This window comes from Achromobacter pulmonis, from assembly GCF_902859765.1.
In the GTDB taxonomy this organism is placed as follows: Bacteria; Pseudomonadota; Gammaproteobacteria; order Burkholderiales; family Burkholderiaceae_B; genus Achromobacter; species Achromobacter pulmonis.
Genome location: NZ_CADIJV010000018.1, coordinates 16,659 through 39,603, shown reverse-complemented (window position 1 = coordinate 39,603; position 22,945 = coordinate 16,659). Strand labels below are relative to the sequence as shown.

Genomic DNA, 22,945 nt, shown 5'->3' with positions numbered 1-22,945 from the left:
ATCCTGATGCGCATCGGGATCGGCGGCTTTCAGCATGAAACGAATACCTTCGCGCCCTCGCGCGCGGCCTGGGAAGACTTCGCCGACAAGGGCGGCGGCTGGCCGAAGCTGGTCAGCGGCCCGGCGCTGTTCCCGGCCGTGGCCGGCGCCAACATTCCGGTGGCCGGCTTCATCGAGGCCATGCAACAGCACACGCTGCTGCCGTCCACCTGGGCCGCGGCCAGCCCGTCCGGCCCGGTCACCGAGGATGCGTTCGAACGCATCAGCGCGCTGATCCTGCACGGCCTGCAAGCGGCCATGCCGCTGGACGGCGTCTATCTCGACCTGCACGGCGCCATGGTCACCGAGCACCTGGACGACGGCGAAGGCGAACTGCTCAAACGCGTACGCGACCTGGTCGGCCCCAACGTGCCGGTAGTGGCCAGCCTCGACCTGCACGCCAACATGACGCCGGCGATGGTGCGCCATGCCGACGCGCTGGTCTGCTATCGCACCTATCCGCACATCGACATGGCCGAAACCGGCCAGCGCGCCGCCGCGCTGCTGGCGCGGCGCCTGGCCGGCGCGCCGCGTCCCTGCGTGGCGCTGCGACAGCTGCCCTTCCTGATCCCGTTGTGCTGGCAATCGACCGACATCGAACCGGCGCGCTCGCTCTACCAGATGGTGGGCGACATCGAGGCGCGCGGCGCCCACAGCGTGTCGCTGGCCACCGGTTTCCCGGCGGCGGATTTTCCCGATTGCCTGCCCGCGGTCTGGGCCTACGGCGCGACCCAGGCCGACGCCGACGCGGCCGCCGACACCCTGGCGCGCGCCGTGCTCGATGCCGAGCGTGATTTCGGTGGCACGCTCTACACACCGGATGATGCGATCACCACCGCCCTGCGCCTGGCGCGCGAGGCCAATGCGCCCGTGATCATCGCGGACGCGCAGGACAACCCTGGCGCCGGCGGCAGTTCCGACACCACCGGCCTGCTGCGCGCGCTGATCCGCCACCAGGTGCGCGACGCCGCCATCGGCCTGATCGTCGATCCGGAAGCGGCGCTGGCCGCGCACCGCGCCGGCGTGGGTAAATCGGTCCGCATTGCATTGGGTGGACACTCGGGTATTCCCGACGACGAACCGCTAGACGCAGAGTTCATCGTGGAGAAAACTTCGGATGGGCGCTTCGACACGCACGGCGCGTTCTACCGCGGCTTCCACATGGACCTGGGCCCCAGCGCCTGTCTGCGCATCGGCGGCGTGCGCATCGTGGTGGCCTCCAACAAGGTGCAGATGGCCGACCAGGAGATGTTCCGTTTCGCCGGCATCGAGCCGCGCCGCGCGGCCATCCTGGCGGTGAAAAGCTCGGCGCATTTCCGTGCCGACTTCACACCGATCGCCCACACGATCCTGGTTTGCGCCGCGCCGGGCTCGATGCTGATGGATGCGGCAAAACAACCATGGACACGCTTGCGTCCCGGCATCAGAATGGCGCCTTGCGGCCCGGTCTTCGCCGGTGCCGCAGCCGACTGACCCTCGCACGCCGCTCCTTGGCGCGGCGTGTCAACGACGTAGCGGCAGACACGCCGCTCACTCCGCATAAAAGGGGAATTTCATGCTCAAGTTCGTCCGCGCGGCCGCATTCGCCGGCGCCACCCTGCTGATGGCGCATGGCGCCTACGCCGAAACCGTCATCAAGGCGGTGATGCATTCGCCGCTGCGCCTGACCGATCCGCACGCCACCACCGCGTACATCACGACGTGGCACGGCTACATGATCTACGACACCTTGCTGGCCACTGACGCCGACAACAAGATCCAGCCGCAGATGCTGGAAAAATGGGATGTCTCGGCCGACGGCAAGACCTACACCATGACCCTGCGCCCGGGCCAGAAATGGCACGACGGCAAGCCGGTCACGGCCGAGGACTGCGTCGCGTCGATCAAGCGCTGGGCGGCGGGCGACGGCATGGGCCGCACCCTGCTGAAATTCACCGACAAGATCGAAGTCATCGACGACAAGAGCTTCCGCATCGTCATGAAAGAACCCACGGACCTGGCGCTGCGCGCCCTGTCCAAGCCCACCGGCACCGCGCCGTTCATGATGCCCAAGCGCATCGCCGAACAGCCTGTCGGCAAGCCGATCACCGACATGACCGGCTCGGGCCCGTTCAAGGTTGCCGAATTCAAGCCGGGCGTGAAGACCGTCTACGTCAAAAACACCGACTACGTGCCACGCAAGGAACCGGCCAGTGGCCTGGCCGGCGGCAAGGTGGTCAACGTGGACAAGGTCGAATGGGACGTGATGCCCGACGCCCTGACCACCGCCAACGCCCTGCTCGGCGGTGAAATCGACTTCGTCGAGCAGTTCCCCTACGACCTGCTGCCGATGGTCGAGGGCAACAAGGACCTGAAGGAAGAATCGCTCAGTCCGGTCGGTTACTTCACGATGTACCGCTTCAACTTCAAGTACCCGCCCTTCAACAACAAGAAGATCCGCCAGGCCGCGATGTACGCCATCGGCCAGGAAGACGTGATGAAGGCGCTGGTGGGCAATCCCAAGTACTGGAAGACCTGCGCCTCGCTGTGGGGTTGCGGCACGCCGCTGGAGTCGGACATCGGCAAGGACATCGTGGTGCCCTCGAACATCGAGAAGGCCAAGGCCCTGCTCAAGGAAGCCGGCTACGACAACACCCCGATCCTGATGATGCATGCCACCGACGTCGGCACGCTGTCGGCCCAGCCGGTGGTGATGGCCCAGGCGCTGCGCAAGGCCGGCTTCAACGTCAACCTGGCGGCGATGGACTGGCAGAGCGTGGCCACCCGCCGCGCCTCCAAGGCGGCGCCGGCCGAAGGCGGCTGGAACATCCACAACACCAACTGGTACGCCACCGACGTGATGGACCCGGTGCGCTCGGCCCCGGCCGCGGCCAACGGCGACAACGCCTGGTTCGGCTGGCCCGACTTCCCGCAAGTCGAGGAACTGCGCACCAAGTTCGCGCTGACCTCCGACCCGGCCGAGCAGAAGAAGATCGCCGATGAATTGCAGCGCATCGGCATCGATGAAGGCCTGTACGTGCCGCTGGGCCAGATGTCCGTGCCCACCGTCTACTCGACCAAGCTCTCGGGCCTGGTGCACGCGCCGGTGTTCGCGTTCTGGAATGTGAAAAAAGCCCCTTGACGGGCAAGTAGTTCAGGGGGAAATGCATGCTGGCATTCGTCTCACGCCGGCTCCTCGCGACCATCCCCGTTCTGGTGATGGTCGCGGTGGTGGTCTTTGCGATATTGCGTCTGAGCCCGGGTGATCCGGCCATCATCATGGCGGGCGACGGCGCCACGCCCGAACGGATCGAGCAGATCCGCCAGACGATGGGCCTGGACCAGCCGGTGGTCAAGCAGTTCTTCATATGGGGCGGCAAGCTGCTGCAGGGCGACCTGGGCACTTCGCTGATGTCCGGCGTGCCGGTCACCCAGCTCATCGGCCAGCGCCTCGAACCGTCGCTGAGCCTGGCGCTGCTGACGCTGGTTTTCACGCTGATCGTGGCGATTCCGCTGGGCGTGCTGGCGGCCTGGCGCCAGGGCCGGCTGCTCGATCGCGCCGTCATGGGCTTTTCGGTGCTGGGCTTCTCGGTGCCGGTGTTCGTCACCGGCTACCTGCTGATCTGGGCCTTCGCCATCAAGCTGGGCTGGTTCAACGTGCAGGGCTACACGCCGCTGGCCAACGGCTTCTGGCTGTTCCTGCACCGGCTGATCCTGCCGTCGCTGGCGCTGTCCACGGTCTACATCGCGCTGATCGCCCGCATCACGCGCACCAGCGTCATCGAGGTGATGGGCGAAGACTTCATCCGCACCGCGCGCTCCAAGGGGCTGACCGAGACCGGCGTGCTGCTCGGCCATGCGTTGCGCAATGCCGCCGTGCCCATCGCCACGGTGGTGGGCCTGGGCATCGCGCTGCTGATCAGCGGCGTGGTGGTGACCGAGTCGGTGTTCAACATCCCCGGTGTGGGCCGGCTGGTGGTGGAAGCCGTGCTGGCGCGCGACTATCCCGTCATCCAGGGCCTGACGCTGTTCTTCGCCTTCGTCTACGTCTTCATCAATCTGGTTGTCGATTGCGCCTACACGGTGTTCGACCCCCGTATCCGATACTGAGGCCACGCCATGCAAACGCCAACCGACGCCGCCGCGCAAGCGGCCGCCGACCTTCCCGGCGGCGGCACGCCCCACGTCACCGCCTGGCGCCAGATCCGCCACGGCCTCAAGAGCTGGCCGGTCATGCTGGCCCTGGTGGTGCTGGTCGCCATCATCGGCATGGCCCTGTTCGCGCCGTACCTGGGCACGGTCGACCCGACTCTGCTCAATCCCGGCGCGCGCCTGAAGCAGCCGTTCACCGAGTACCTGTTCGGCACCGACGCCTTCGGCCGCGACGTCTGGTCGCGCGTGGCCTATGGCGCCCAGACGTCGCTGATCGCGGGCCTGGGCGCGGCGGTCGTCAGCGTCACCATCGGGCTGGTGGTCGGCGTCATCGCCGGCTGGTTCCGCTCGCTCGACGGCCTCATCATGCGCACCATGGACGCCATCATGGCGATCCCCGGCATCCTGCTGGCGATCGCGCTGGTCTCCGTCACCGGCGCCAGCCTGACGACGGTGCTGGTGGCCATCACCATTCCCGAGGTGCCGCGGGTGGTGCGTCTGGTGCGCGGCCAGATCCTGAGCGTGCGCGGCGAACCCTACGTCGAGGCCGCCCTGGCCCTCGGCACGCCACTGCCGCTGCTGCTGTGGCGCCACATGGTGCCCAGCACCATCGCGCCGCTGACCGTGCAGGGCACCTATGTGTTCGCCTCGGCCATGCTGACCGAGGCCATCCTGAGTTTCCTGGGCGCGGGCATCCCGCCCGAGATCGCCTCGTGGGGCAACATCATGTCCGAAGGCCGCATGTACTTCCGCATGCTGCCCGGCCTGATCCTGTTCCCGGGCCTGTTCCTGTCGCTGACCGTGCTCAGCGTGAACATCCTGGGCGACGCGCTGCGCGACGCCCTCGACCCGAAAATGGTGCGCAGGATCTGATGCCGATGACTTATTCTCCCACTCCCCCCGCGGGCGATGCCTCGTCCGCCGTGCTGGCCATCCGCAACCTGTCGGTGGAGGTTGGCGGCGCCGGCAACCGCGTGGTGCGCAACCTGAGCCTGGATGTGAACGCCGGCGAAACCGTGTGCGTGGTCGGCGAGTCCGGCTCGGGCAAGTCGGTCACCTCGCTGGCCGTCATGGGCCTGTTGCCGCCGGGCGTGCTGCGCATCAGCGCGGGGTCGATCCGCGTCGAAGGCGAGGAGGTGGCCAATGCCACGCCGCGCCGCCTGCGCGAATTGCGCGCCACCCGCATGGCAATGGTGTTCCAGGAACCCATGACCGCGCTCAATCCCGTGCACACCGTCGGCAAGCAGGTCGACGAAGTGCTGCGGCTGCATCGCCGCATGTCGGCCGCCGAACGCCGCGCCAAGGTGCTGGAGATGTTCCGCTCGGTGCACCTGCCCGATGTCGAACGTATCTACGACGCCTATCCGCACCAGCTCTCGGGCGGCCAGCGCCAGCGCATCGTGATCGCCATGGCGCTGATCCTGGAACCCAAGCTGCTGATCGCCGACGAGCCGACCACGGCGCTGGACGTCACCACGCAAAAGCAGATCCTGCTGCTGATCAAGGAACTGCAGCTCAAGCACCAGACCGCCGTGCTGTTCATCACGCACGATTTCGGCGTGGTGGCCGAGATCGCCGACCGCATCGTGGTGATGAACCGCGGCGACCTGATCGAAAGCGGCACGCGCAACGAGATCCTGGCCGAGCCCAAGCAGTCGTACACGCGGCGCCTGGTGTCATCGGTGCCCAGCCTGGTGCCGTCGCACCGCGAGGCGCCCGCCGGCCAGCCGGTGCTGCACGTCAAGGGCCTGGGCCGCACCTACGGCGGCAAGGGTTCGCTGTTCTCGCGCCGCGCGCCGCAGAACGTGATCGCCGCGGCCGACGTCAACCTGACGCTGCGCAAGGGCGAGATCCTGGGCATCGTCGGCGAATCCGGTTCGGGCAAGTCGACCGTGGCGCGCTGCATCGTGCGCCTGATCGAACCCACCGCCGGGCACATGATGATGGGCGGCGAGGACCTCAGCACCCTGTCCGGCGCGGCCCTGCGTCCGGTGCGCCGCCGCATCCAGATCGTGTTCCAGGACCCGTACCGCTCGCTCAACCCGCGCCGCACCGTGGGCGAGTCCATCATCGAAGGCCTGCTCAATTTCGGCGTGCCGCGCGACCAGGCGGAGCGCCGCGCCGGCGAGACACTGTCCGTGGTCGGCCTGAGTCCCGACGCCATGCGGCGCTACCCGCACCAGTTCTCGGGCGGCCAGCGCCAGCGTATCTGCATCGCCCGCGCGCTGGTGATGGACCCGGAGATCCTGGTGGCCGACGAAGCCGTGTCGGCGCTGGACGTGTCGGTGCAGGCGCAGGTGCTGGAATTGCTCGAACAGGTGCGCGAGCGCACCGGGGTGGGCGTGCTGTTCATCACGCATGACCTGCGCGTGGCCGCGCAGATCTGCGACACCATCATGGTCATGCAGCGCGGCAAGGTCGTCGAGACCGGCGCCGCGCAGGCCGTGCTGACCGACCCCCGCCACGAATACACCCGCGCCCTGATCGACGCGGCGCCCGGACGCGACTGGGACTTCCGCAATTTCCGGCCCGTGGCGGCCGGACTGGCAGCCCCCGCCGCCTGAGGGCGCCCACGTAACACCCAGGCATCCCCCCGCAATTGGAATCCGCCATGTCGCAACCGCATGAACTCTCGGCCCAGGAACTGCTGGCCGCCTATCGCAACAAGACCCTGTCGCCGGTCGAGGCGACGCGCTCGGTGCTCGATCACATCGCGCGCTGGGAGCCGCACATCCACGCCACCTATGCGCTCGATCCCGACCAGGCGCTGGCCTCGGCCCGCGCCTCCGAGGCGCGCTGGATGAAAGGCGAGCCGCTGGCCTGCGGCGGTTACTCGCTGGACGGCGTGCCCGCCACCATCAAGGAAAACATCGCCACGCGCGGCGTGCCGGTGCCGCTGGGCACCGCCGCCACCGACCTGACGCCGGCCACGGCCGACGCCCCGCCGGCGGCGCGCATGCGCGAGGCCGGCGCCGTGGTGCTGGGCAAGACCACCATGCCCGACTACGGCATGCTGTCGTCCGGCCTGTCGAGCTTCCATGCGCTGACGCGCAACCCCTGGGACCTGTCCAAGAACCCCGGCGGCTCCAGCGCCGGCGCCGGCGCGGCCGCGGCGGCGGGCTACGGCCCGCTGCACATCGGCACCGATATCGGCGGCTCGGTGCGCCTGCCGGCCGCCTGGTGCGGCATCGCCACGCTCAAGCCCAGCCTGGGCCGCATCCCGATCGACCCGCCCTTCATGGGCCGCTGCGCCGGCCCCATGACGCGCGACGTCGCCGACGCCGCGCTCATGATGGGCGTGCTGTCGCAGCCCGACGCGCGCGACCACATGAGCCTGCCGTTCCAGGACTTCGACTGGCTCAACCTGGACATCGACGTGCGCGGCCTGCGCATCGGCCTGCAGCTGGACGCCGGCTGCGGCCTGCCGCTGGACCCGGAGATCCGCGGCGCCGTTGAAGCGGCGGCGCGCCTCTTCGAGGCGGCTGGCGCCATCGTCACGCCGCTGCCCCCCTGGATGACGCCGGGGATGCTGGAAGGGGTCGACCGCTTCTGGCGCACCCGCTCGGCGCTCGACCTGGGCGCCCTGCCGGAAGAACGCCGCGCCCGGATCCTGCCGTTCATCCGCGCCTGGGCCGAAAGCGGCGGTGGCCAGTCGGGCGAGGACGTGTTCCGCAGCTACTACGAAACCCTCAACGTGCGCGCCAGGACAGTCGCCGCCACCGCACCCTACGACTACGTGCTGTCGCCCGTGGCGCCGGTAGTGGCCTACAACGCCGAGTGGCCAGCGCCCACCAACGACGTCGCCACCACCATGCACCACATCGGCTACACGCTGCCCTACAACATGAGCGAGCAGCCGGCCGCCTCGGTCAATTGCGGCTACACCCGGGCCGGCCTGCCGATCGGCCTGCAGATCGCCGGCGCCCGCTTCGACGACCTCGGTGTGCTGCGCCTGGCCCGCGCCTGGGAGCGCATGCGCCCGGCGCAGCATCCCTGGCCGCAGCCGCCCCAGGCCGCCTGATCCTTTCCCCTTTGGCAACCCACAGGAATTTCCATGCGTTGGCTTCTGGCAATGATCAAACACGAGACGAATACCTTTTCGCCCGTGCCGACCCCGCTCGCGCGCTTTTTCCGCGGCAACCCTGAAATCCTGGCGGGCGAGCGCGCCATCCGGGCCTACGAGAACACCGACAGCGGCCTGGGCGGTTATATCGACGTGGCGCGCCGCGTCGGCGCCGAGATCGTGGTGCCGGTGGCGGCCGAATCCTGGCCCAGCGGCCCGGCCAGCGCCGAAACCCACGAACGGCTGTGCCAATTGGTGCTGGACGAGGTCCGCAAGGGCGGCTACGACGCCATCCTGCTGGACCTGCACGGCGCCATGGTGGCCGAGGGCGTGGAAGACGCCGAGGGCGACCTGCTGCGCCGCCTGCGCGCGATCGACGCCACGACCCCGGTGGCGGTGACGCTGGACATGCACGCCAACATCTATGCCGACATCGTCGACAACGCCACCGTCATCAGCGGCTTCCATACCTACCCGCACGTGGACATCCGCGAGGCCGGCGTGCGCGCGGCCAACGTCATCGTGCGCACGCTCAAGGGCGAGATCAAGCCGGTAATGACCTGGGCCAGCAAGCCCATGCTGCCGCACGTCATGTGCCAGGGCACCCATGCCGACCCCAACAAGTCGCTGCAGGAGCGCTGCCGCCAGTTGGAAGCCGAGGGCGTGCTGGCGGCCTCGGTGTTCGTCGGCTTTCCGCATGCCGACATCCGCGAGGCCGGCCTGAGCGCCGTGGTCTGTACCGACGCCAACCTGGCGCAGGCCGAACAATACCGAGACGAGCTGCTGGACCGCGCCTGGACCGACCGCGCCAAGTGGGTATTCCACGCCGAACCGCTGGCGCCCACCATCGCCCGCGCCAAGGCCATCGAACAAGGGCCGGTGGTGCTGCTGGATCACTACGACAACACCGGCTCCGGCGGCACCATGGACACCACGGCGGTACTGGCCGAAGTGCTGCGCCAGGAACTGGACAACGTGGTGTTCTACGCCATCTGCGACCCGCAGGCGGCGCGCGAGGCCGCCACGGCCGGCGTCGGCAGCACCATCACCCTGCCGCTGGGCGGCAAGGTCGACATGCCGGCCATCAACCGGCCCGGCGAGCCGCTGACCGTGACCGGCCGGGTCAAGCTGGTGTTCGACGGCGTCTACCTGAACCGCGGCCCCATGTACCGCGGCGTGCGCAACGATACCGGCCTGACCGTCGTGATCGACACCGGCCGGGTCGAGATCGTGGTGGTATCGCGGCACCAGGAGCCGTTCGATATCAATTGCCTGCTGTCGGCCGGCATCGATCCGCTGCAAAAGCGCTACGTGGTGCTCAAGAGCCGCATCCATTGGCGCGCCGGCTTCTCGGCCATGGCCACCGAGATCATTGAATGCACCGGCGTCGGCGTCACCACCTCCGACTACGGCCAGCTCGACTTCAAGCACGTGCGGCGGCCGATCTACCCGCTCGATCCGCTTTAAGGGCGGTTTGTCGACAATCTGGCCGGCGCCCGAGGGCGCCGGCTTTCATTTTGAAATCTTCAGTAACCGCACGCACCGCAAGACACCATTCCGCCTCGGTATACTCGCCGCGGGTCCTGACAGGCCGATGAACGCGTCCGGGCCGCCCACGCCAAGCAATGGCGTCGCGCCGCTCGGGCAAGACTCGACAATCAACGACAAAGCAAAACGATGAAGAAGAGCGTAGCAATCACCCTCGCGGTGGTCATAGTGGGAGCGGGAAGCTGGGTGGGCGCCACGTGGTACACCGGCAAACGTATCGAGGAAAGCACCCAGCGTCGCCTGGCCGAAGCCAATGAGAAGCTGGCCCGGATCACGCCCCTGTTCGGCCTGCGCATCGACCAGCTCCAGTATGAGCGCGGCCTGTTCTCGACCCAGGCGCGCTATGGCCTGTCGTTCGTCAAGAACGACAAATCCCCCAACGACATGCCCCCCGGCATGATCGAATTCGATACCCGCATCGAACACGGCCCGTTCCCCAAGAGCGCCCTGGCGCGCGGCGCCATCGCCCCCAAGCTGGCCTTCGTCCATGCCGAGCTGGCCAAGACCGACAACGTCAAACCGGTGTTCGAACTGACCAAGGATGTCACGCCGCTGGTCTCCGATGCCATGGTCAGCTTTGGCGGCCACTCCGCCTCGACCACGCGCATCGCGCCGGTGAAGGTGGTCCATGACGGCAACTCGGTCGATTTCAGCGGCATGGAAATCACCGGCACCTTCGACCGCGGCCTGCAGGCCATCACCGCCAGCGCCAAAACCGACACGCTGGCCGTGGACGGCACCAAGAGCCACGACCCCATCAAGATGGTGCTGTCGGGCCTGTCGATGGACGTGGACAGCCGCATGGGCAAGTTCGGCCTGTCGGTCGGCGACTCGGGCATCAAGATCCAGCGCGCCGAAGTCATCAAGCCGGACACCGACGTCAAGGTCGTGCTCGACAACTTCGGCTACACCGTCAAGCTCGCCGAAGACGACAAGAACATCAACATCCAGGCCGTCTACCAGACCGGTGACCTGACCGTCAATGACGTGGCGCTGGGCAATGGCCAGGCCGTGATCAAGCTGTCCAGCCTGGACGGCGCCGCGGTCAAGCAGCTGTCGGACACCTACAACCAGCTCATCAGCCAGTACATGGCCGACACCCAGGACGAGGGCCTGAAGGACGAACAGATCCAGGTGCTGCTGGACAATGCCGGCAAGATCCTGGCCGGCAATCCGTCGTTCAGCATCGACCCGATCAGTTGGAAGACCGCCAAGGGCGAAAGCAAGCTGAACTTCAGGCTGGACCTGGCCAACCCGCCCGACGTCAAGAACCTCACGCCGCAGGAAATCGCGATCAAGGCGATCAAGCAGATCGACGCCACCCTGGTGATCTCCAAGCCCATGGTGCAGGATCTGATGGTGCAATACGCCATCAAGAAAAACGGCTTGAGCGCGGACAAGGCCGAGGCCGAAGCCGCCGACAACGTGCGCAACATGTCCGGCATGGCCGAAATGCTCAACGTCGGCAAGAACGACGGCGACAATATCGTCGGCAAATTCCACTTCGCCGACGGCATGGGCGACCTGAACGGCAAGAAGATCCCCGCCGAGGAAATGTTCTCGGGCCTGCTGGGCGCGGCCGGAATACACGACGACATGTCCGAGGAAGACCTGCCTGAAGGCATGGACGATGAGCACGAAGCGGGGCCGGCGGCCGACGCCAGCGTCATGGACGACGCCATGGCGGCGACCAGCAACGCCGATGTCGTGAACCAGTTCGATGTCGACATGGTCGTGCGCATGCTCGAAGACATGGGCTACGCCACGCGCCAGATCGAAGGCGACGAAGGTCCGGTCCTGATCCTGGACGCGGCCAACACCGGCGCCACCGACCTGCGCCTGGAATTCCTGTGCAACGACTTCTCCGAGAAGTGCTACGACCTGGTGGCCACCGCCACCTACGCCAGCAAGAAGCCGGCCACGCTCAAGGCCATCAACGCCTGGAACCAGGAATACCGCTGGACCCGCGCCTACCTGGACGACAAGAACCAGGCCGTGCTGCAGATGGACATGAACGCCGAAGGCGGCATCGGCAAGAAGAACCTGCAGATCCTGCTGAACACCTACTTCAGCATCGTCGAGGACTTCGCCAACACCGTCACGGCAGCGCCGGCCAAGAAGTAAGGCGGCCGCGCAAAAACAAATACCCCCATCTCGCGATGGGGGTATTTTTTTGCCTGGCGCGAGGCCGGCCTCAAGGGCCCGCCCCCAACGAGGGCGGGCCCTCATGCGGCATCAGGCGTAGGCTTCGATCGGCAGGCAGGCGCACACCAGGTTGCGATCGCCGTAGGCGTTGTCCACGCGCGCCACCGGCGGCCAGTACTTGGCGTCGCGCAGCGATGCCACCGGGTAGGCGGCCTGCTGGCGCGGGTAGTCGTGCAGCCATTCCTCGGCCAGCAGCATCTGCGCGGTGTGCGGCGCGTTCTTCAGGACGTTGTCCTCGCGGTCACGTTCGCCGCGCTCGATCTGGGCGATTTCCTCGCGGATCGAGATCATCGCCTCGATGAAGCGGTCCAGCTCGGCCACGCCCTCGGATTCGGTCGGCTCGACCATCAGCGTGCCGGCCACCGGGAAGCTCATGGTCGGGGCATGGAAGCCGTAGTCCATCAGGCGCTTGGCGATATCCTCGGCGCTGATGCCGCTGGTTTCCTTGAGCGGACGCACATCCAGGATGCACTCGTGCGCCACGCGGCCGTTGCGGCCCGCGTACAGCACCGGGTAGTGGCCGCGCAGGCGGGTGGCGATGTAGTTGGCGTTCAGGATCGCGACTTCGGTGGCGCGGCGCAGGCCGTCGGCGCCCATCAGCGCGATGTACACGAACGGGATCGGCAGGATGCCGGCCGAGCCGAACGGCGCGGCCGAGACCGGGCCGACGCGGGCCTCGCCGGGCAGCTTGCCCTGCTCGTTGACCACGCCCGGCAGGTACGGCGCCAGGTGCGCGCGCACCGCGACCGGACCGACACCGGGGCCACCGCCGCCGTGCGGGATGCAGAAGGTCTTGTGCAGGTTCAGGTGCGACACGTCCGAGCCGAACTTGCCCGGCTTGGCCACGCCGACCATGGCGTTCATGTTGGCGCCGTCCAGGTAGACCTGACCGCCGGCCTGGTGCACCAGGTCGCAGATTTCCGTTACCGCTTCCTCGAACACGCCGTGCGTGGACGGGTAGGTGATCATCAGCGCGGCCAGCTTGTCGCCGACCTGTTCGATCTTGGCTCGCAGGTCGGTCAGGTCGACGTTGCCGTTGGCGTCGGACGCCACCACCACCACGTCCATGCCGGCCAGTTGCGCCGATGCGGGGTTGGTGCCGTGGGCCGACGACGGGATCAGGCAGATGTTGCGCTGGTGCTGGCCGTTGGCCTGGTGGTAACCACGAATCGCCAGCAGGCCGGCGTATTCGCCCTGCGCGCCCGAGTTGGGCTGCAGGCTGATGTTGTCGTAGCCGGTGATTTCGCACAGCGCGGCCGACAGGCGCGTGATCAGTTCGTCGTAGCCCTTGCTCTGCGCGGCGGGCGCGAACGGGTGCACCAGCGCGAACTCCGGCCAGGTGATGGGAATCATCTCGGCCGTGGCGTTCAGCTTCATGGTGCACGAGCCCAGCGGGATCATGGTGCGGTCCAGCGCCAGGTCCTTGTCGGCCAGCTTGCGCAGGTAGCGCAGCATGTCGGTTTCCGACTGCACGCTGGAGAACACCGGATGCGTCAGGATGGCGCTTTCGCGCGCCACGGCGGCGGGGATGCCGCCGGCGGCCTGGGCGTCGAGCGCGTCGACGTCCAGCTCGACGTCATCGCGCTCCAGGCCGGCGGCGAACACATTCACCAGCGCCTGCAGGTCGGCGGCGGTGACGGTCTCGTCCAGCGACACGGCCAGGCGCGCGCCGTCGATGCGGCGCAGGTTGATGTGCTCGCACTCGGCGGCGGTAATGATGGCCGGGGTGGCCGGGCCGGTTTCCAGCAGCAGCGTATCGAAGAAGGTGTCGTTGGCGACCTTGACGCCGAGCTTGACGAGTTCGGCGCGCAGGATCGCGGTGTAGCGCTGCACGCGCTCGGCGATGCGGCGGATGCCGGCCGGGCCGTGCCAGACGGCGTACATGCCGGCCATCACGGCCAGCAGCACCTGTGCGGTGCAGATGTTCGAGGTGGCCTTCTCGCGGCGGATGTGCTGTTCGCGCGTCTGCAGCGCCAGGCGCATCGCCGGGTTGCCCTGGGCGTCCTTGGACACGCCCACCAGGCGGCCGGCCATGTTGCGCTTGAAGGCGTCCTTGCAGGCCATGAAGCCGGCATGCGGGCCGCCGAAACCGAACGGCACGCCGAAGCGCTGGGCCGAGCCGATGGCGATGTCCGCGCCCCACTCGCCCGGCGCGGCCAGCAGCGCCAGCGCCAGCAGGTCGGTGGCCACCGCCACCACCGCGCCTTGCGCGTGGGCGGTCTCGGCCAACTGGCGGTAGTCGGCCACCGAGCCGGTGCTGTGCGGGTACTGCAGCAGCACGCCGAAGCATTGCGGCAGGCCGTCGGCCTCGTCGCCGACGGCGATCTCGATGCCCAGGCCCTCGGCGCGCGTGCGCACGACCTCGATGGTCTGCGGATGCACGTGGCGCGAGATGAAGAACACCGGGCTCTGCGACTTGGCGCTGCGGCGCGCCAGCGTCATGGCTTCGGCGGCGGCGGTGCTTTCATCGAGCAGCGAGGCGTTGGAGATGTCCAGCCCGGTCAGGTCGGCGACCATGGTCTGGTAGTTCAGCAGGGCCTCCAGGCGGCCCTGCGAGATCTCGGGCTGGTACGGCGTGTAGGCCGTGTACCAGGCGGGATTCTCGAGAATGTTGCGCAACACCACATTGGGCGTCTGCGTGCCGTAGTACCCCTGGCCGAGGTAATTGCGGAAGACCTTGTTGCGGCCGGCGATCTGCTTCAGTTCGGCCAGCACGTCGGCTTCGCTGCGCGACGGCGGCAGCGCCAGCGGCGCCTGGCTGCGGATCTTGGGCGGCACGACTTCTTCGATCAGGGCGTCCAGGCTGGGGCTGCCGATCGCGGCGAGCATGGCGGCCTGGTCGGCGTCGGAGGGGCCGATGTGGCGGGGAATGAAGTCGGTGTGGGTGTCTAGGGCGCGCGACATGGGAGGGATCTCGGGATGGCGGTGTCGTCGGAGGGACGGACGGTGATGCATGGGCGGGCGGCGGCGCCAGCGCCGCGCCCGCCCCGACGGGCTTAGCCGTTGGCGACGGCTTCGTAGCCGGCCGCGTCCAGCAGCTTGTCGGCATCGGCGGCGTTGACCGGCTTGATCTTGAAGATCCAGGCGGTGAAGGCCGATTCGTTGATCAGGTTGGGGTTGCTTTCGAGTTCGTCGTTGAACGCGACGATTTCGCCGGCCACGGGCGCGTAGATGTCCGAAGCGGCCTTGACCGACTCGACCACGCCGGCGGTCTCGCCCGCGTTCAGCTTGGCGCCGACCTTGACGTCGCCGACGAAGACCAGGTCACCCAGCTGGTCCTGGGCGGTATCGGTGATGCCGACGACGAACACGTCGCCTTCGGCTTTGACCCATTCATGGGACTCGGTGTACTTGCGATCGGTGGGCAGACTCATGGGAGCTCCTGGGGGGATTCGGATGGAGAAAAAGTGTTGCGCGCCTCGCGCCCGCGGCTGCGGCCCCAGGGGGCCGGCCGCCAGCGCGAAGCTTCGAGTTTACGAGTGTTCGACGGCTTTGCCGTTACGGACAAACGGCAGCTTGCAGACCAGGGCGGGCACCCACTTGCCGCGGATGTCGACTTCGACCGTATCGCCGGCGGCCACGCCTTGCGGCAGGCGGGCAAAACCGATCGACACGCCCAGCGTCGGCGACATGGTGCCGCTGGTGAGCTCGCCCATGCCGTGCTTGGTGCGCACCGCCATGTGGGCGCGCATCACGCCGCGTTCCTGCAGCTTCAGGCCGACAAAGGCGGCGGGGGTGGCGAATTGTTCCAGCGCGTCGCGGCCGATGAAGCGGCGCTCGGGGTTCTTCAGCGACACCGTCCAGGTCAGCGCGGCTTCGCCCGGCTGGGTCAGTTCGTCCATGTCCTGGCCGTACAGGTTCATGCCCGCTTCCAGGCGCAGCGTGTCGCGCGCGCCCAGGCCGGCCGGACGCACGCCCTGGGCCGCCAGGTCGCGCCACAACTGCACTGCCTCGGCGGCGGGCAACACGATTTCGAAGCCGTCTTCGCCGGTGTAGCCGGTGCGCGCCACCAGGATGTCGTCGCCGACGCGGGCGGCCACGAACGGGGTCAGCGGCTCGCTGGCCGCCTGCCAGGCCGGACGCGCGGCCCAGACCTTGGCGCGGGCATTGGGGCCCTGCACGGCGATCATGGCCAGGTCGCGGCGCGGCGTGATGGTGACGTCGAACTTGCCGGCCTGCTTGACGCGCTGCATCCAGGCCATGTCCTTGTCGGCGGTGCCGGCATTGACCACCACGCGCCATTGGTCGGCGGCGAAGAAATACACGATCAGGTCGTCGATAACGCCGCCCTGCGGGTTCAGCATGCAGGTGTAGAGCGCCTTGCCGGGCACGGTCAGCTTGGCCACGTCATTGGCCACCAGCCGCTGCAGGAAGGCGTAGGCATCGGGGCCGACGATGTCGGCGTTGAGCATGTGCGAGACGTCGAACATGCCGGCATCCTGGCGCACCGCGTGGTGCTCTTCCAGTTGCGAGCCGTAGGCCAGGGGCATATCCCAGCCGCCGAAATCGACCATGCGGGCGCCGGCGGCGATGTGTTCGTCGGCCAGCGGGGTGCGTTTGAGGGGTGCGGACATGCGCGGGTACTCCGGAGCGGCTGCGGGGCCAGGGTTACGGAATGCCGCCAGGGGACAGATGCCCGCCCAACGGCTGAATTTTCCGCCCCTCTGTCCTTTTGCCTGAGAGTTGCCCCGCGTGGCGGGTTTGCACCTTCGGCGCCTGGTCTGCGCGCGATGCCCTGATGGGTTGCGGCGCCAGGTCTCTCCAGAGTGCTGCTTTGCCGCGTCCACGCGGTGAAAACCGGGACAGGGCAAACATGCGCGGTATGGGATACCTGAGCGATTCCGGGCGAATTGCGCCTTCGGCGGCGACCGGGTGAACGGCCGCTCTCTCCCGCAACATGCGTGACAGCGCCGAAAGCATACCGCGAAACGCCGCCGCGTTGTTGATCGGCGGCCACCGGACGGCCGCCGCCCGCCATGGGCTTCAGCCCAACGCCGTATCCAGCAGCATCATCAGCACGAAGCCCAGCATCAGGCCGCAGGTGGCGTAGACCTCGTGCCCCTTGCGGTGCGATTCGGGAATGATCTCGTGGCTGATCACGAACAGCATGGCGCCGGCGGCAAAGCCCAGCCCCCACGGCAACAAGGCGGCCGACCAGCCCACCACCGCCGCGCCCAGCACCGCGCCGACCGGTTCGACCAGCCCGGACAGCATGCCCAGCGCCACCGCGAACGCGCGCTTGTAGCCGGCCGCGATCAGCGCCACCGCCACCACCAGCCCTTCGGGAATATCCTGGATCGCGATGCCGGTGGCCAGCGCGGTGCCGCGCAGCGGATCGTTGCCGGCGTAACCGACGCCAATGGCCAACCCCTCGGGCAGGTTGTGCAGCGTAATGGCGAAGACGAACAGCCAGGTGCGGCGCAGGCGGTGCGCTTCGATGCCCTCGCGGCCCTTGATGAAGTGTTCGTGCGGCAGCAGCCGGTCCATCAGCAGCAGCGCCGCCGCGCCCAACAGGATGGCGGCGCCCACCGTCAGGCCCGCGCCCCACGGGCCGGCGCCCTGCGATTCGGCCGCCGCGATGCCCGGCGCCACCAGCGAGAAGGCGCTGGCCGCCAGCATCACGCCGGCGCCGAAGCCGAACATGCCGTCCTGCACTTTCTGTGGAATGGTGCGCGCGAACAGGATCGGCAGCGTACCCGCCGCGGTGGCGCCAGCGGCCACCATGCCGCCCAGCAGCGCGTCGGCCACGTGCGGCGCGTGCCCGTTGAAGTAGACCCACATCTGATACAAGCCCAGGCAGGCGACCAGCACCGCCAGCGTCCAGACACTGACGCTGGTGGCCGCGGGCCGGATGCGATGACGGCTGAAGGTATTCATGGACCGCTGCCTCCGCGCAATGCCGGCTCAGCCCACGGCGGCGGCGTAGCGGCGCGCCACCTCGGACCAATTGATCACATTGTAGAAGGCGCCGATGTATTCCGGCCGACGGTTCTGGTACTTCAGGTAGTAAGCGTGTTCCCACACGTCCAGCCCCAGGATCGGCGTATTGCCCTGCATCAGCGGGCTGTCCTGGTTGGCGCTGCTCTCGACCGCCAGCTTGCCGCCCGGCGTCACACTCAGCCAGGCCCAGCCGCTGCCGAAGCGCGTCAGCGCGGCCTGGGTGAAGGCGTTGCGGAAGGCGGCCAGGCCGCCCAGTTCGGTGTCGATGGCGCGGGCCAGCGCGCCGTCCGGCTCGCCACCGCCGCGCGGCGACATCACCGACCAGAACAGGCTGTGGTTGGCGTGGCCGCCCCCGTTATTGCGCACCGCGCCGCGGATGGCCTCGGGCAGTTGGTCGATGCGCGCCACCAGCGCGTCGACCGGCTCGTCGGCGGCGATGCCGGCGCCCTCCAGCGCGGCATTCAGGTTGTTGACGTAGGCCTGGTGATGCTTGCCGTGGTGGATCTCCATCGTCAGCGCGTCGATATGCGGTTCGAGGGCATCGCAGGCGTAAGGCAGGGGCGGCAAGGTATAGGCCAAGGCGGTCTCCGTCGGGCGACGCGGCCGGGGCTGGCGCACGTCTGAATTTTAGAAATACAAATGATAGGCATTTTTATTTAATACCACAACGGCCATGTTGCAATGCCTGTCATGCAGACAGGCTATGGCGCGGACATCGCATCCGCACGCAGCATGAACCGTGCCCGGGAAAGGCGTCTGGAAAGCCTAGAGCGCCTTGCCGCAGGCCACGCCGCTGGCCCAGGCCCATTGGAAGTTGTAGCCCCCCAGCCAGCCGGTCACGTCCACCGTCTCGCCGATGAAGTACAGGCCGGGGGTGGTGCGGGCCTGCATCGACTTCTGGTCCAGGCCACGGGTGTCGACCCCGCCGCGCATGACCTCGGCCTTCTTGTAGCCGGCGGTGCCGCTGGGCACCAGGCTCCACTGGTGGATGTCCTGCGCCAGGGCGCGCAGGGTTTTGTCCGGCGCGTCGGCCAGGCGCAGCGCCGCCAGGCCCGGCTTGCCGCCCTGCTCGGCCAGTTGCAGCCAGCGGTCGGCCAGGCGCTTGGGCCACAGGCCGGCCAGCACCGTATGCAGTTGCTGCCGGTTGCCGGACTTGGCCGCCAGCAGTTCGGCGGCCAGGTCTCGCCCGGGCGCCAGGTCGATGACGATGGGCTCGCCCGGCTTCCAGTAACTCGAAATCTGCAGAATCGCCGGACCCGACAGCCCACGATGGGTGAACAGCAGGTCTTCCAGGAACTCGCCGCGCGCCTTGCCCTGGCCGGTCGCCAGGTTGACTTCCAGCGCCACGCCGGACCGTTCCGACAGCGGCTGCCACTGCGCCGGGTCGAAGGTCAGCGGCACCAGCGCCGGCCGCGGTTCGACCACCTTCAGCCCGAACTGGCGCGCCAGTTTCAGGCCGAAGTCGGTCGCGCCCAACTGTGGAATCGCCATGCCGCCCGTGGCCACCACCAGCCTGGCGGCGCGGATCGCGCCCTGGTTGGTGCGCAGCTCGAAGCCGGCATCGCCGTGGGCCACCTCGGCCACCTGGCAGCCCATGCGCCACTGCACCCCGCCGGCATCGCATTCGGCGCGCAGCATCTCGATGATGGACTCGCTGGAATCGTCGCAGAACAACTGGCCGCGATGCTTCTCGTGCCAGGCGATGCGGTGGCGCTTGAGCAGCGCCAGGAAATCCTGCGGCGTATAGCCCGCCAGCGCCGAGCGGCAGAAATGCGGGTTGTCGGACAGGAAGTTGGCGGGGCCGGCGCCGAGGTTGGTGAAGTTGCAGCGGCCGCCGCCGGAGATGCGGATCTTCTCGGCCAGGCGCTCAGCGTGGTCCACCAGCACCACCCGCAGGCCGCGCTGCCCGGCGACCGCGGCACACATCATGCCAGCGGCGCCGGCGCCGAGAACGGCGACATCGAACATCAAGACTCCAGGCCCGCTCAGTCTTCGATCAGGCAATCGACGTAGTAACGCTTCTCGCCGTCCGGGCCCACTTCGTCGGCCAGGCCGTGGATGTAGGTTTCGAAGCCAGGGAAGCGTTCGTTGAACTCACGCGCGAATTGCAGGTACTGGACGATGGTGCGGTTGAAGCGTTCGCCCGGGATCAGCAGCGGGATGCCCGGGGGATACGGCGTCAGCAGCACGCCGGTGACGCGGCCTTCGAGCTGGTCGATGTCGACCCGCTCGACCTCGCGGTGGGCCATGCGGGCGAAGGCGTCGGACGGCTTGAGCGCCGGCACCATGTCGCTCAGGTACATCTCCGTGGTCAGGCGGGCCACGTCGCGCTCGCGATAGGCCTCGTGGATCTGCTGGCACAGATCGCGCAGGCCCATGCGCTCGTAGCGCCGATGGCCGCGGCAGAAGTCCGGCAGGATGCGCCACAGCGGCTGATTGCGGTCGTAGTCGTCCTTGAACTGCTGCAGCGCGGTCAGCAGCGTGTTCCAGCGGCCCTTGGTGATGCCGATGGTGAACAGGATGAAGAACGAATACAGGCCGGTCTTCTCGACCACCACGCCGTGCTCGGTCAGGTACTTGGAGACCAGCGCGGCCGGAATGCCGGTTTCGCCGAAGCTGCCCGACATGTCCAGCCCCGGCGTGATGACGGTGGCCTTGATCGGGTCCAGCATATTGAAGCCTTCGGCCAGGTCGCCGAAGCCGTGCCAGTGGTCGTTGGACTCCAGGATCCACTCGTCGCGGTTGCCGATGCCTTCGGACACCAGGCGGTTCGGGCCCCAGACCTTGAACCACCAGTCGTTCTTGCCGAACTCGGACTCCACCTTGCGCATGGCGCGGCGGAAATCCATGGCTTCGCGGATGCTTTCCTCGACCAGCGCGGTGCCGCCCGGGGGCTCCATCATGGCCGCGGCCACGTCGCACGACGCGATGATCGCGTACTGCGGCGAGGTCGACGTGTGCATCAGGTAGGCTTCGTTGAAGACGTTGCGGTCCAGCTTGCGGGTCTCGGATTCCTGCACGATGATCTGCGAGGCCTGCGAGATGCCGGCCAGCAGCTTGTGCGTGGAGTGGGTGGCGAACACCATCGCGTCCTGGCTGCGCGGGCGGTCCTGGCCGATCGCGTGCATGTCGTGATAGAACTCGTGGAACGACGCGTGCGGCAGCCAGGCTTCGTCGAAGTGCAGCGTGTCGACGTAGCTGCCCAGCTCCTTCTTGATCATCTCGACGTTGTAGATCACGCCGTCGTAGGTGCTCTGCGTCAGCGTCAGGATGCGCGGGTTCTTGTTCACCGCCTCGCGCGCGAACGGGTTGGCCTCGATCTTCTTGCGGATGTTGTCCGGGTGGAACTCTTCCAGCGGGATCGGGCCGATGATGCCCAGGTGGTTGCGCGTCGGGCGCAGGAACACCGGGATCGCGCCCGTCATGGTGATGGCGTGCAGGATCGACTTGTGGCAATTGCGGTCCACCACCACCACGTCGCCGGCGGCGACGTTGGCGTGCCACACCACCTTGTTCGAGGTCGAGGTGCCGTTGGTCACGAAGAAGCAGTGGTCGGCGTGGAAGATGCGCGCCGCGTTCAGCTCGGACTCGGCCACCGGGCCGGTATGGTCCAGCAGTTGGCCCAGTTCGTCGACGGCGTTGCAGACGTCGGCGCGCAGCATGTTCTCACCGAAGAACTGGTGGAACATCTGGCCCACCGGGCTCTTCAGGAACGCCACGCCCCCCGAATGGCCGGGGCAGTGCCAGGAATAGGAACCATCCTGCGCGTACTTGACCAGTTCACGGAAGAACGGCGGCGGCAGGCTGTCCACATAGCTGCGGGCTTCGCGGATGATGTGGCGCGCCACGAATTCGGGGGTGTCCTCGAACATGTGGATGAAGCCGTGCAGTTCGCGCAGGATGTCGTTCGGAATGTGCTCCGAGGTGCGCGTCTCGCCGTACAGGTAGATCGGGATGTCGGCGTTGCGGAACCGCAGTTCGCCGATGAAGGTGCGCAGGTTCTTGATCGCGCTGGCCACGTCCTCGGGCGAGTCCACGTCGAACTCTTCGTCGTCGATCGACAGAATGAAGGCGCTGGCACGGCTCTGCTGCTGGGCGAACGAACTCAGGTCGCCGTAACTGGTCACCCCGATCACCTCGACGCCCTCGGCCTCGATCGCCGAAGACAAAGCACGGATACCCAGACCGGACGCGTTCTCGGAACGATAGTCCTCGTCGATGATGAAGATGGGGAAGCGGAATTTCATGCAGGCGCTCCTGGGGGCAAGGCGAATCGGACCGGGTTGGCGGACGCGAGTGTACTTCTAGTGAAAAACCGTCTGATGACAGGCGGGCGCGAGGTTCCCGCCGGCGGCGGGAATGGCGGAATTGTAGGGCGGTTTTCCCCCGGGGCCGGCCAACCTCGAAAAGAACCGTCCACGCCCCCCCGGCGCGGGGGTTTTCCCGACGGCGGCGGCCACGCCGGGCGCCGGGGCCGCGATGGCGGCAGACTGGGCGCGCGGGAGGATGGCCAGGCCTAGCGCAGGGTAACGTCGCCCCCCGCCGCCAGCGCCGCCAGGAAGCGCTCGAAGTACGGCGGGATGGCTTCGGCGGCGCCATAGCGGATGCGCCGTTCGACCTTGGCAATGGCCCCAAGGCAGACCTCGGCCTGCGGCGCGCCGCATACCAGCACCACCGGGTCCTCGTCGTCGCAGACTTCGTACAGCCCGCCATGGGCCCGCCGCACCACCTCGTAGAGATAGGCGGCGGCGCCGACGGTCTGCATGGGGGTGAGGGACAACTTGCCCAGATGCGCGGCGTCGAGCACGTCATCAAGGGCATGGACGCTCGACACGGAATAGTCGAGCCCGGCGCCGGCCTGACCGGCGGCCTGGACGAAATCCTGCGCGGCATGGGCCACGCGCGCCACGAACTCTTCCTGGACCTCGTCGCGCTTGGCGTCCTGGTTTATCTTGAGGAAACCGAACATCATTGGCTCCTGTGTGAAAACCGCAAGCGGCGTTGACCCCATTATAGGCA

16 protein-coding genes and 2 riboswitches are annotated in these 22,945 nt (G+C 67.7%); of the genes, 8 read left to right on the top strand and 8 right to left on the bottom strand.

Translation table 11 applies throughout. From position 1 onward, the window contains the following. Positions 1–6 precede the first annotated feature (6 nt). The 8 genes from HV701_RS15940 to HV701_RS15905 all read left to right on the top strand — a co-directional run bounded on the left by HV701_RS15940 (position 7) and on the right by HV701_RS15905 (position 11,905). Entirely contained in the window at positions 7–1,512 is a 1,506-nt protein-coding gene (locus HV701_RS15940) for a M81 family metallopeptidase (protein WP_175134015.1), read from the top strand. Positions 1,513–1,594: 82 nt separating this feature from the next. Next, complete coding sequence (locus HV701_RS15935; RefSeq protein WP_175134014.1) at positions 1,595–3,160, top strand: ABC transporter substrate-binding protein; 1,566 nt, start codon at positions 1,595–1,597, stop codon at positions 3,158–3,160. A gap of 26 nt (positions 3,161–3,186) precedes the next feature. Further along, positions 3,187–4,128: an ABC transporter permease gene (locus HV701_RS15930; protein WP_175134013.1), complete on the top strand. Its 942-nt coding sequence runs from the start codon at positions 3,187–3,189 to the stop codon at positions 4,126–4,128. 9 nt (positions 4,129–4,137) lie between these two features. Further along, on the top strand, positions 4,138–5,043 hold the full coding sequence (locus tag HV701_RS15925; RefSeq protein ID WP_175134012.1) for an ABC transporter permease: 906 nt from the start codon (positions 4,138–4,140) through the stop codon (positions 5,041–5,043). A 5-nt stretch (positions 5,044–5,048) separates the two neighbouring features. Further along, entirely contained in the window at positions 5,049–6,734 is a 1,686-nt protein-coding gene (locus tag HV701_RS15920) for an ABC transporter ATP-binding protein (protein ID WP_175134011.1), read from the top strand. Between the two features lie 47 nt (positions 6,735–6,781). Next, a complete protein-coding gene (locus HV701_RS15915; protein WP_175134010.1) occupies positions 6,782–8,191 on the top strand; it encodes an amidase in 1,410 nt (469 codons plus the stop codon). A 33-nt stretch (positions 8,192–8,224) separates the two neighbouring features. Continuing rightward, a complete protein-coding gene (locus tag HV701_RS15910) occupies positions 8,225–9,700 on the top strand; it encodes a M81 family metallopeptidase (RefSeq protein WP_175134009.1) in 1,476 nt (491 codons plus the stop codon). A gap of 210 nt (positions 9,701–9,910) precedes the next feature. Further along, complete coding sequence (locus tag HV701_RS15905) at positions 9,911–11,905, top strand: DUF945 family protein (protein ID WP_175134008.1); 1,995 nt, start codon at positions 9,911–9,913, stop codon at positions 11,903–11,905. 111 nt (positions 11,906–12,016) lie between these two features. Here HV701_RS15905 and gcvP read toward each other — a convergent pair whose 3' ends face one another. The 8 genes from gcvP to HV701_RS15865 form a co-directional block, all read right to left on the bottom strand. Then, a complete protein-coding gene (gene gcvP, locus HV701_RS15900) occupies positions 12,017–14,890 on the bottom strand; it encodes an aminomethyl-transferring glycine dehydrogenase (protein ID WP_175134007.1) in 2,874 nt (957 codons plus the stop codon). A 92-nt stretch (positions 14,891–14,982) separates the two neighbouring features. Then, positions 14,983–15,360: a glycine cleavage system protein GcvH gene (gene gcvH / locus HV701_RS15895; RefSeq protein ID WP_006385867.1), complete on the bottom strand. Its 378-nt coding sequence runs from the start codon at positions 15,358–15,360 to the stop codon at positions 14,983–14,985. Between the two features lie 99 nt (positions 15,361–15,459). Next, a complete protein-coding gene (gene gcvT / locus HV701_RS15890; RefSeq protein WP_175134006.1) occupies positions 15,460–16,560 on the bottom strand; it encodes a glycine cleavage system aminomethyltransferase GcvT in 1,101 nt (366 codons plus the stop codon). 80 nt (positions 16,561–16,640) lie between these two features. Further along, positions 16,641–16,761: riboswitch (glycine riboswitch) on the bottom strand. Between the two features lie 33 nt (positions 16,762–16,794). Next, positions 16,795–16,889, bottom strand: a riboswitch (glycine riboswitch). Positions 16,890–16,969: 80 nt separating this feature from the next. After that, on the bottom strand, positions 16,970–17,863 hold the full coding sequence (locus HV701_RS15885) for a ZIP family metal transporter (protein ID WP_175134005.1): 894 nt from the start codon (positions 17,861–17,863) through the stop codon (positions 16,970–16,972). Positions 17,864–17,890: 27 nt separating this feature from the next. After that, positions 17,891–18,505 carry a superoxide dismutase gene (locus HV701_RS15880; protein WP_175134004.1) on the bottom strand — a complete coding sequence of 205 codons (615 nt, stop codon included), beginning with the start codon at positions 18,503–18,505 and terminating at the stop codon, positions 17,891–17,893. 186 nt (positions 18,506–18,691) lie between these two features. Next, positions 18,692–19,894: a BaiN/RdsA family NAD(P)/FAD-dependent oxidoreductase gene (locus tag HV701_RS15875; RefSeq protein ID WP_175134003.1), complete on the bottom strand. Its 1,203-nt coding sequence runs from the start codon at positions 19,892–19,894 to the stop codon at positions 18,692–18,694. A gap of 17 nt (positions 19,895–19,911) precedes the next feature. Beyond that, positions 19,912–22,173 (bottom strand): arginine/lysine/ornithine decarboxylase, encoded by a 2,262-nt coding sequence (locus HV701_RS15870; protein ID WP_175134002.1) that lies wholly within the window; start codon positions 22,171–22,173, stop codon positions 19,912–19,914. Between the two features lie 269 nt (positions 22,174–22,442). Beyond that, positions 22,443–22,895, bottom strand: coding sequence for a hypothetical protein (locus tag HV701_RS15865; protein ID WP_175134064.1), 453 nt, complete (start codon positions 22,893–22,895; stop codon positions 22,443–22,445). Between the last annotated feature and the right edge of the window lie 50 nt (positions 22,896–22,945).

Coding starts and splice junctions, on each gene's coding strand:
- HV701_RS15940 (WP_175134015.1), top strand. CDS start 7: ATGCGCATCGGGATCGGCGGCTTTCAGCATGAAACGAATACCTTCGCG.
- HV701_RS15935 (WP_175134014.1), top strand. CDS start 1,595: ATGCTCAAGTTCGTCCGCGCGGCCGCATTCGCCGGCGCCACCCTGCTG.
- HV701_RS15930 (WP_175134013.1), top strand. CDS start 3,187: ATGCTGGCATTCGTCTCACGCCGGCTCCTCGCGACCATCCCCGTTCTG.
- HV701_RS15925 (WP_175134012.1), top strand. CDS start 4,138: ATGCAAACGCCAACCGACGCCGCCGCGCAAGCGGCCGCCGACCTTCCC.
- HV701_RS15920 (WP_175134011.1), top strand. CDS start 5,049: ATGACTTATTCTCCCACTCCCCCCGCGGGCGATGCCTCGTCCGCCGTG.
- HV701_RS15915 (WP_175134010.1), top strand. CDS start 6,782: ATGTCGCAACCGCATGAACTCTCGGCCCAGGAACTGCTGGCCGCCTAT.
- HV701_RS15910 (WP_175134009.1), top strand. CDS start 8,225: ATGCGTTGGCTTCTGGCAATGATCAAACACGAGACGAATACCTTTTCG.
- HV701_RS15905 (WP_175134008.1), top strand. CDS start 9,911: ATGAAGAAGAGCGTAGCAATCACCCTCGCGGTGGTCATAGTGGGAGCG.
- gcvP (WP_175134007.1), bottom strand. CDS start 14,890: ATGTCGCGCGCCCTAGACACCCACACCGACTTCATTCCCCGCCACATC.
- gcvH (WP_006385867.1), bottom strand. CDS start 15,360: ATGAGTCTGCCCACCGATCGCAAGTACACCGAGTCCCATGAATGGGTC.
- gcvT (WP_175134006.1), bottom strand. CDS start 16,560: ATGTCCGCACCCCTCAAACGCACCCCGCTGGCCGACGAACACATCGCC.
- HV701_RS15885 (WP_175134005.1), bottom strand. CDS start 17,863: ATGAATACCTTCAGCCGTCATCGCATCCGGCCCGCGGCCACCAGCGTC.
- HV701_RS15875 (WP_175134003.1), bottom strand. CDS start 19,894: ATGTTCGATGTCGCCGTTCTCGGCGCCGGCGCCGCTGGCATGATGTGT.
- HV701_RS15870 (WP_175134002.1), bottom strand. CDS start 22,173: ATGAAATTCCGCTTCCCCATCTTCATCATCGACGAGGACTATCGTTCC.
- HV701_RS15865 (WP_175134064.1), bottom strand. CDS start 22,895: ATGTTCGGTTTCCTCAAGATAAACCAGGACGCCAAGCGCGACGAGGTC.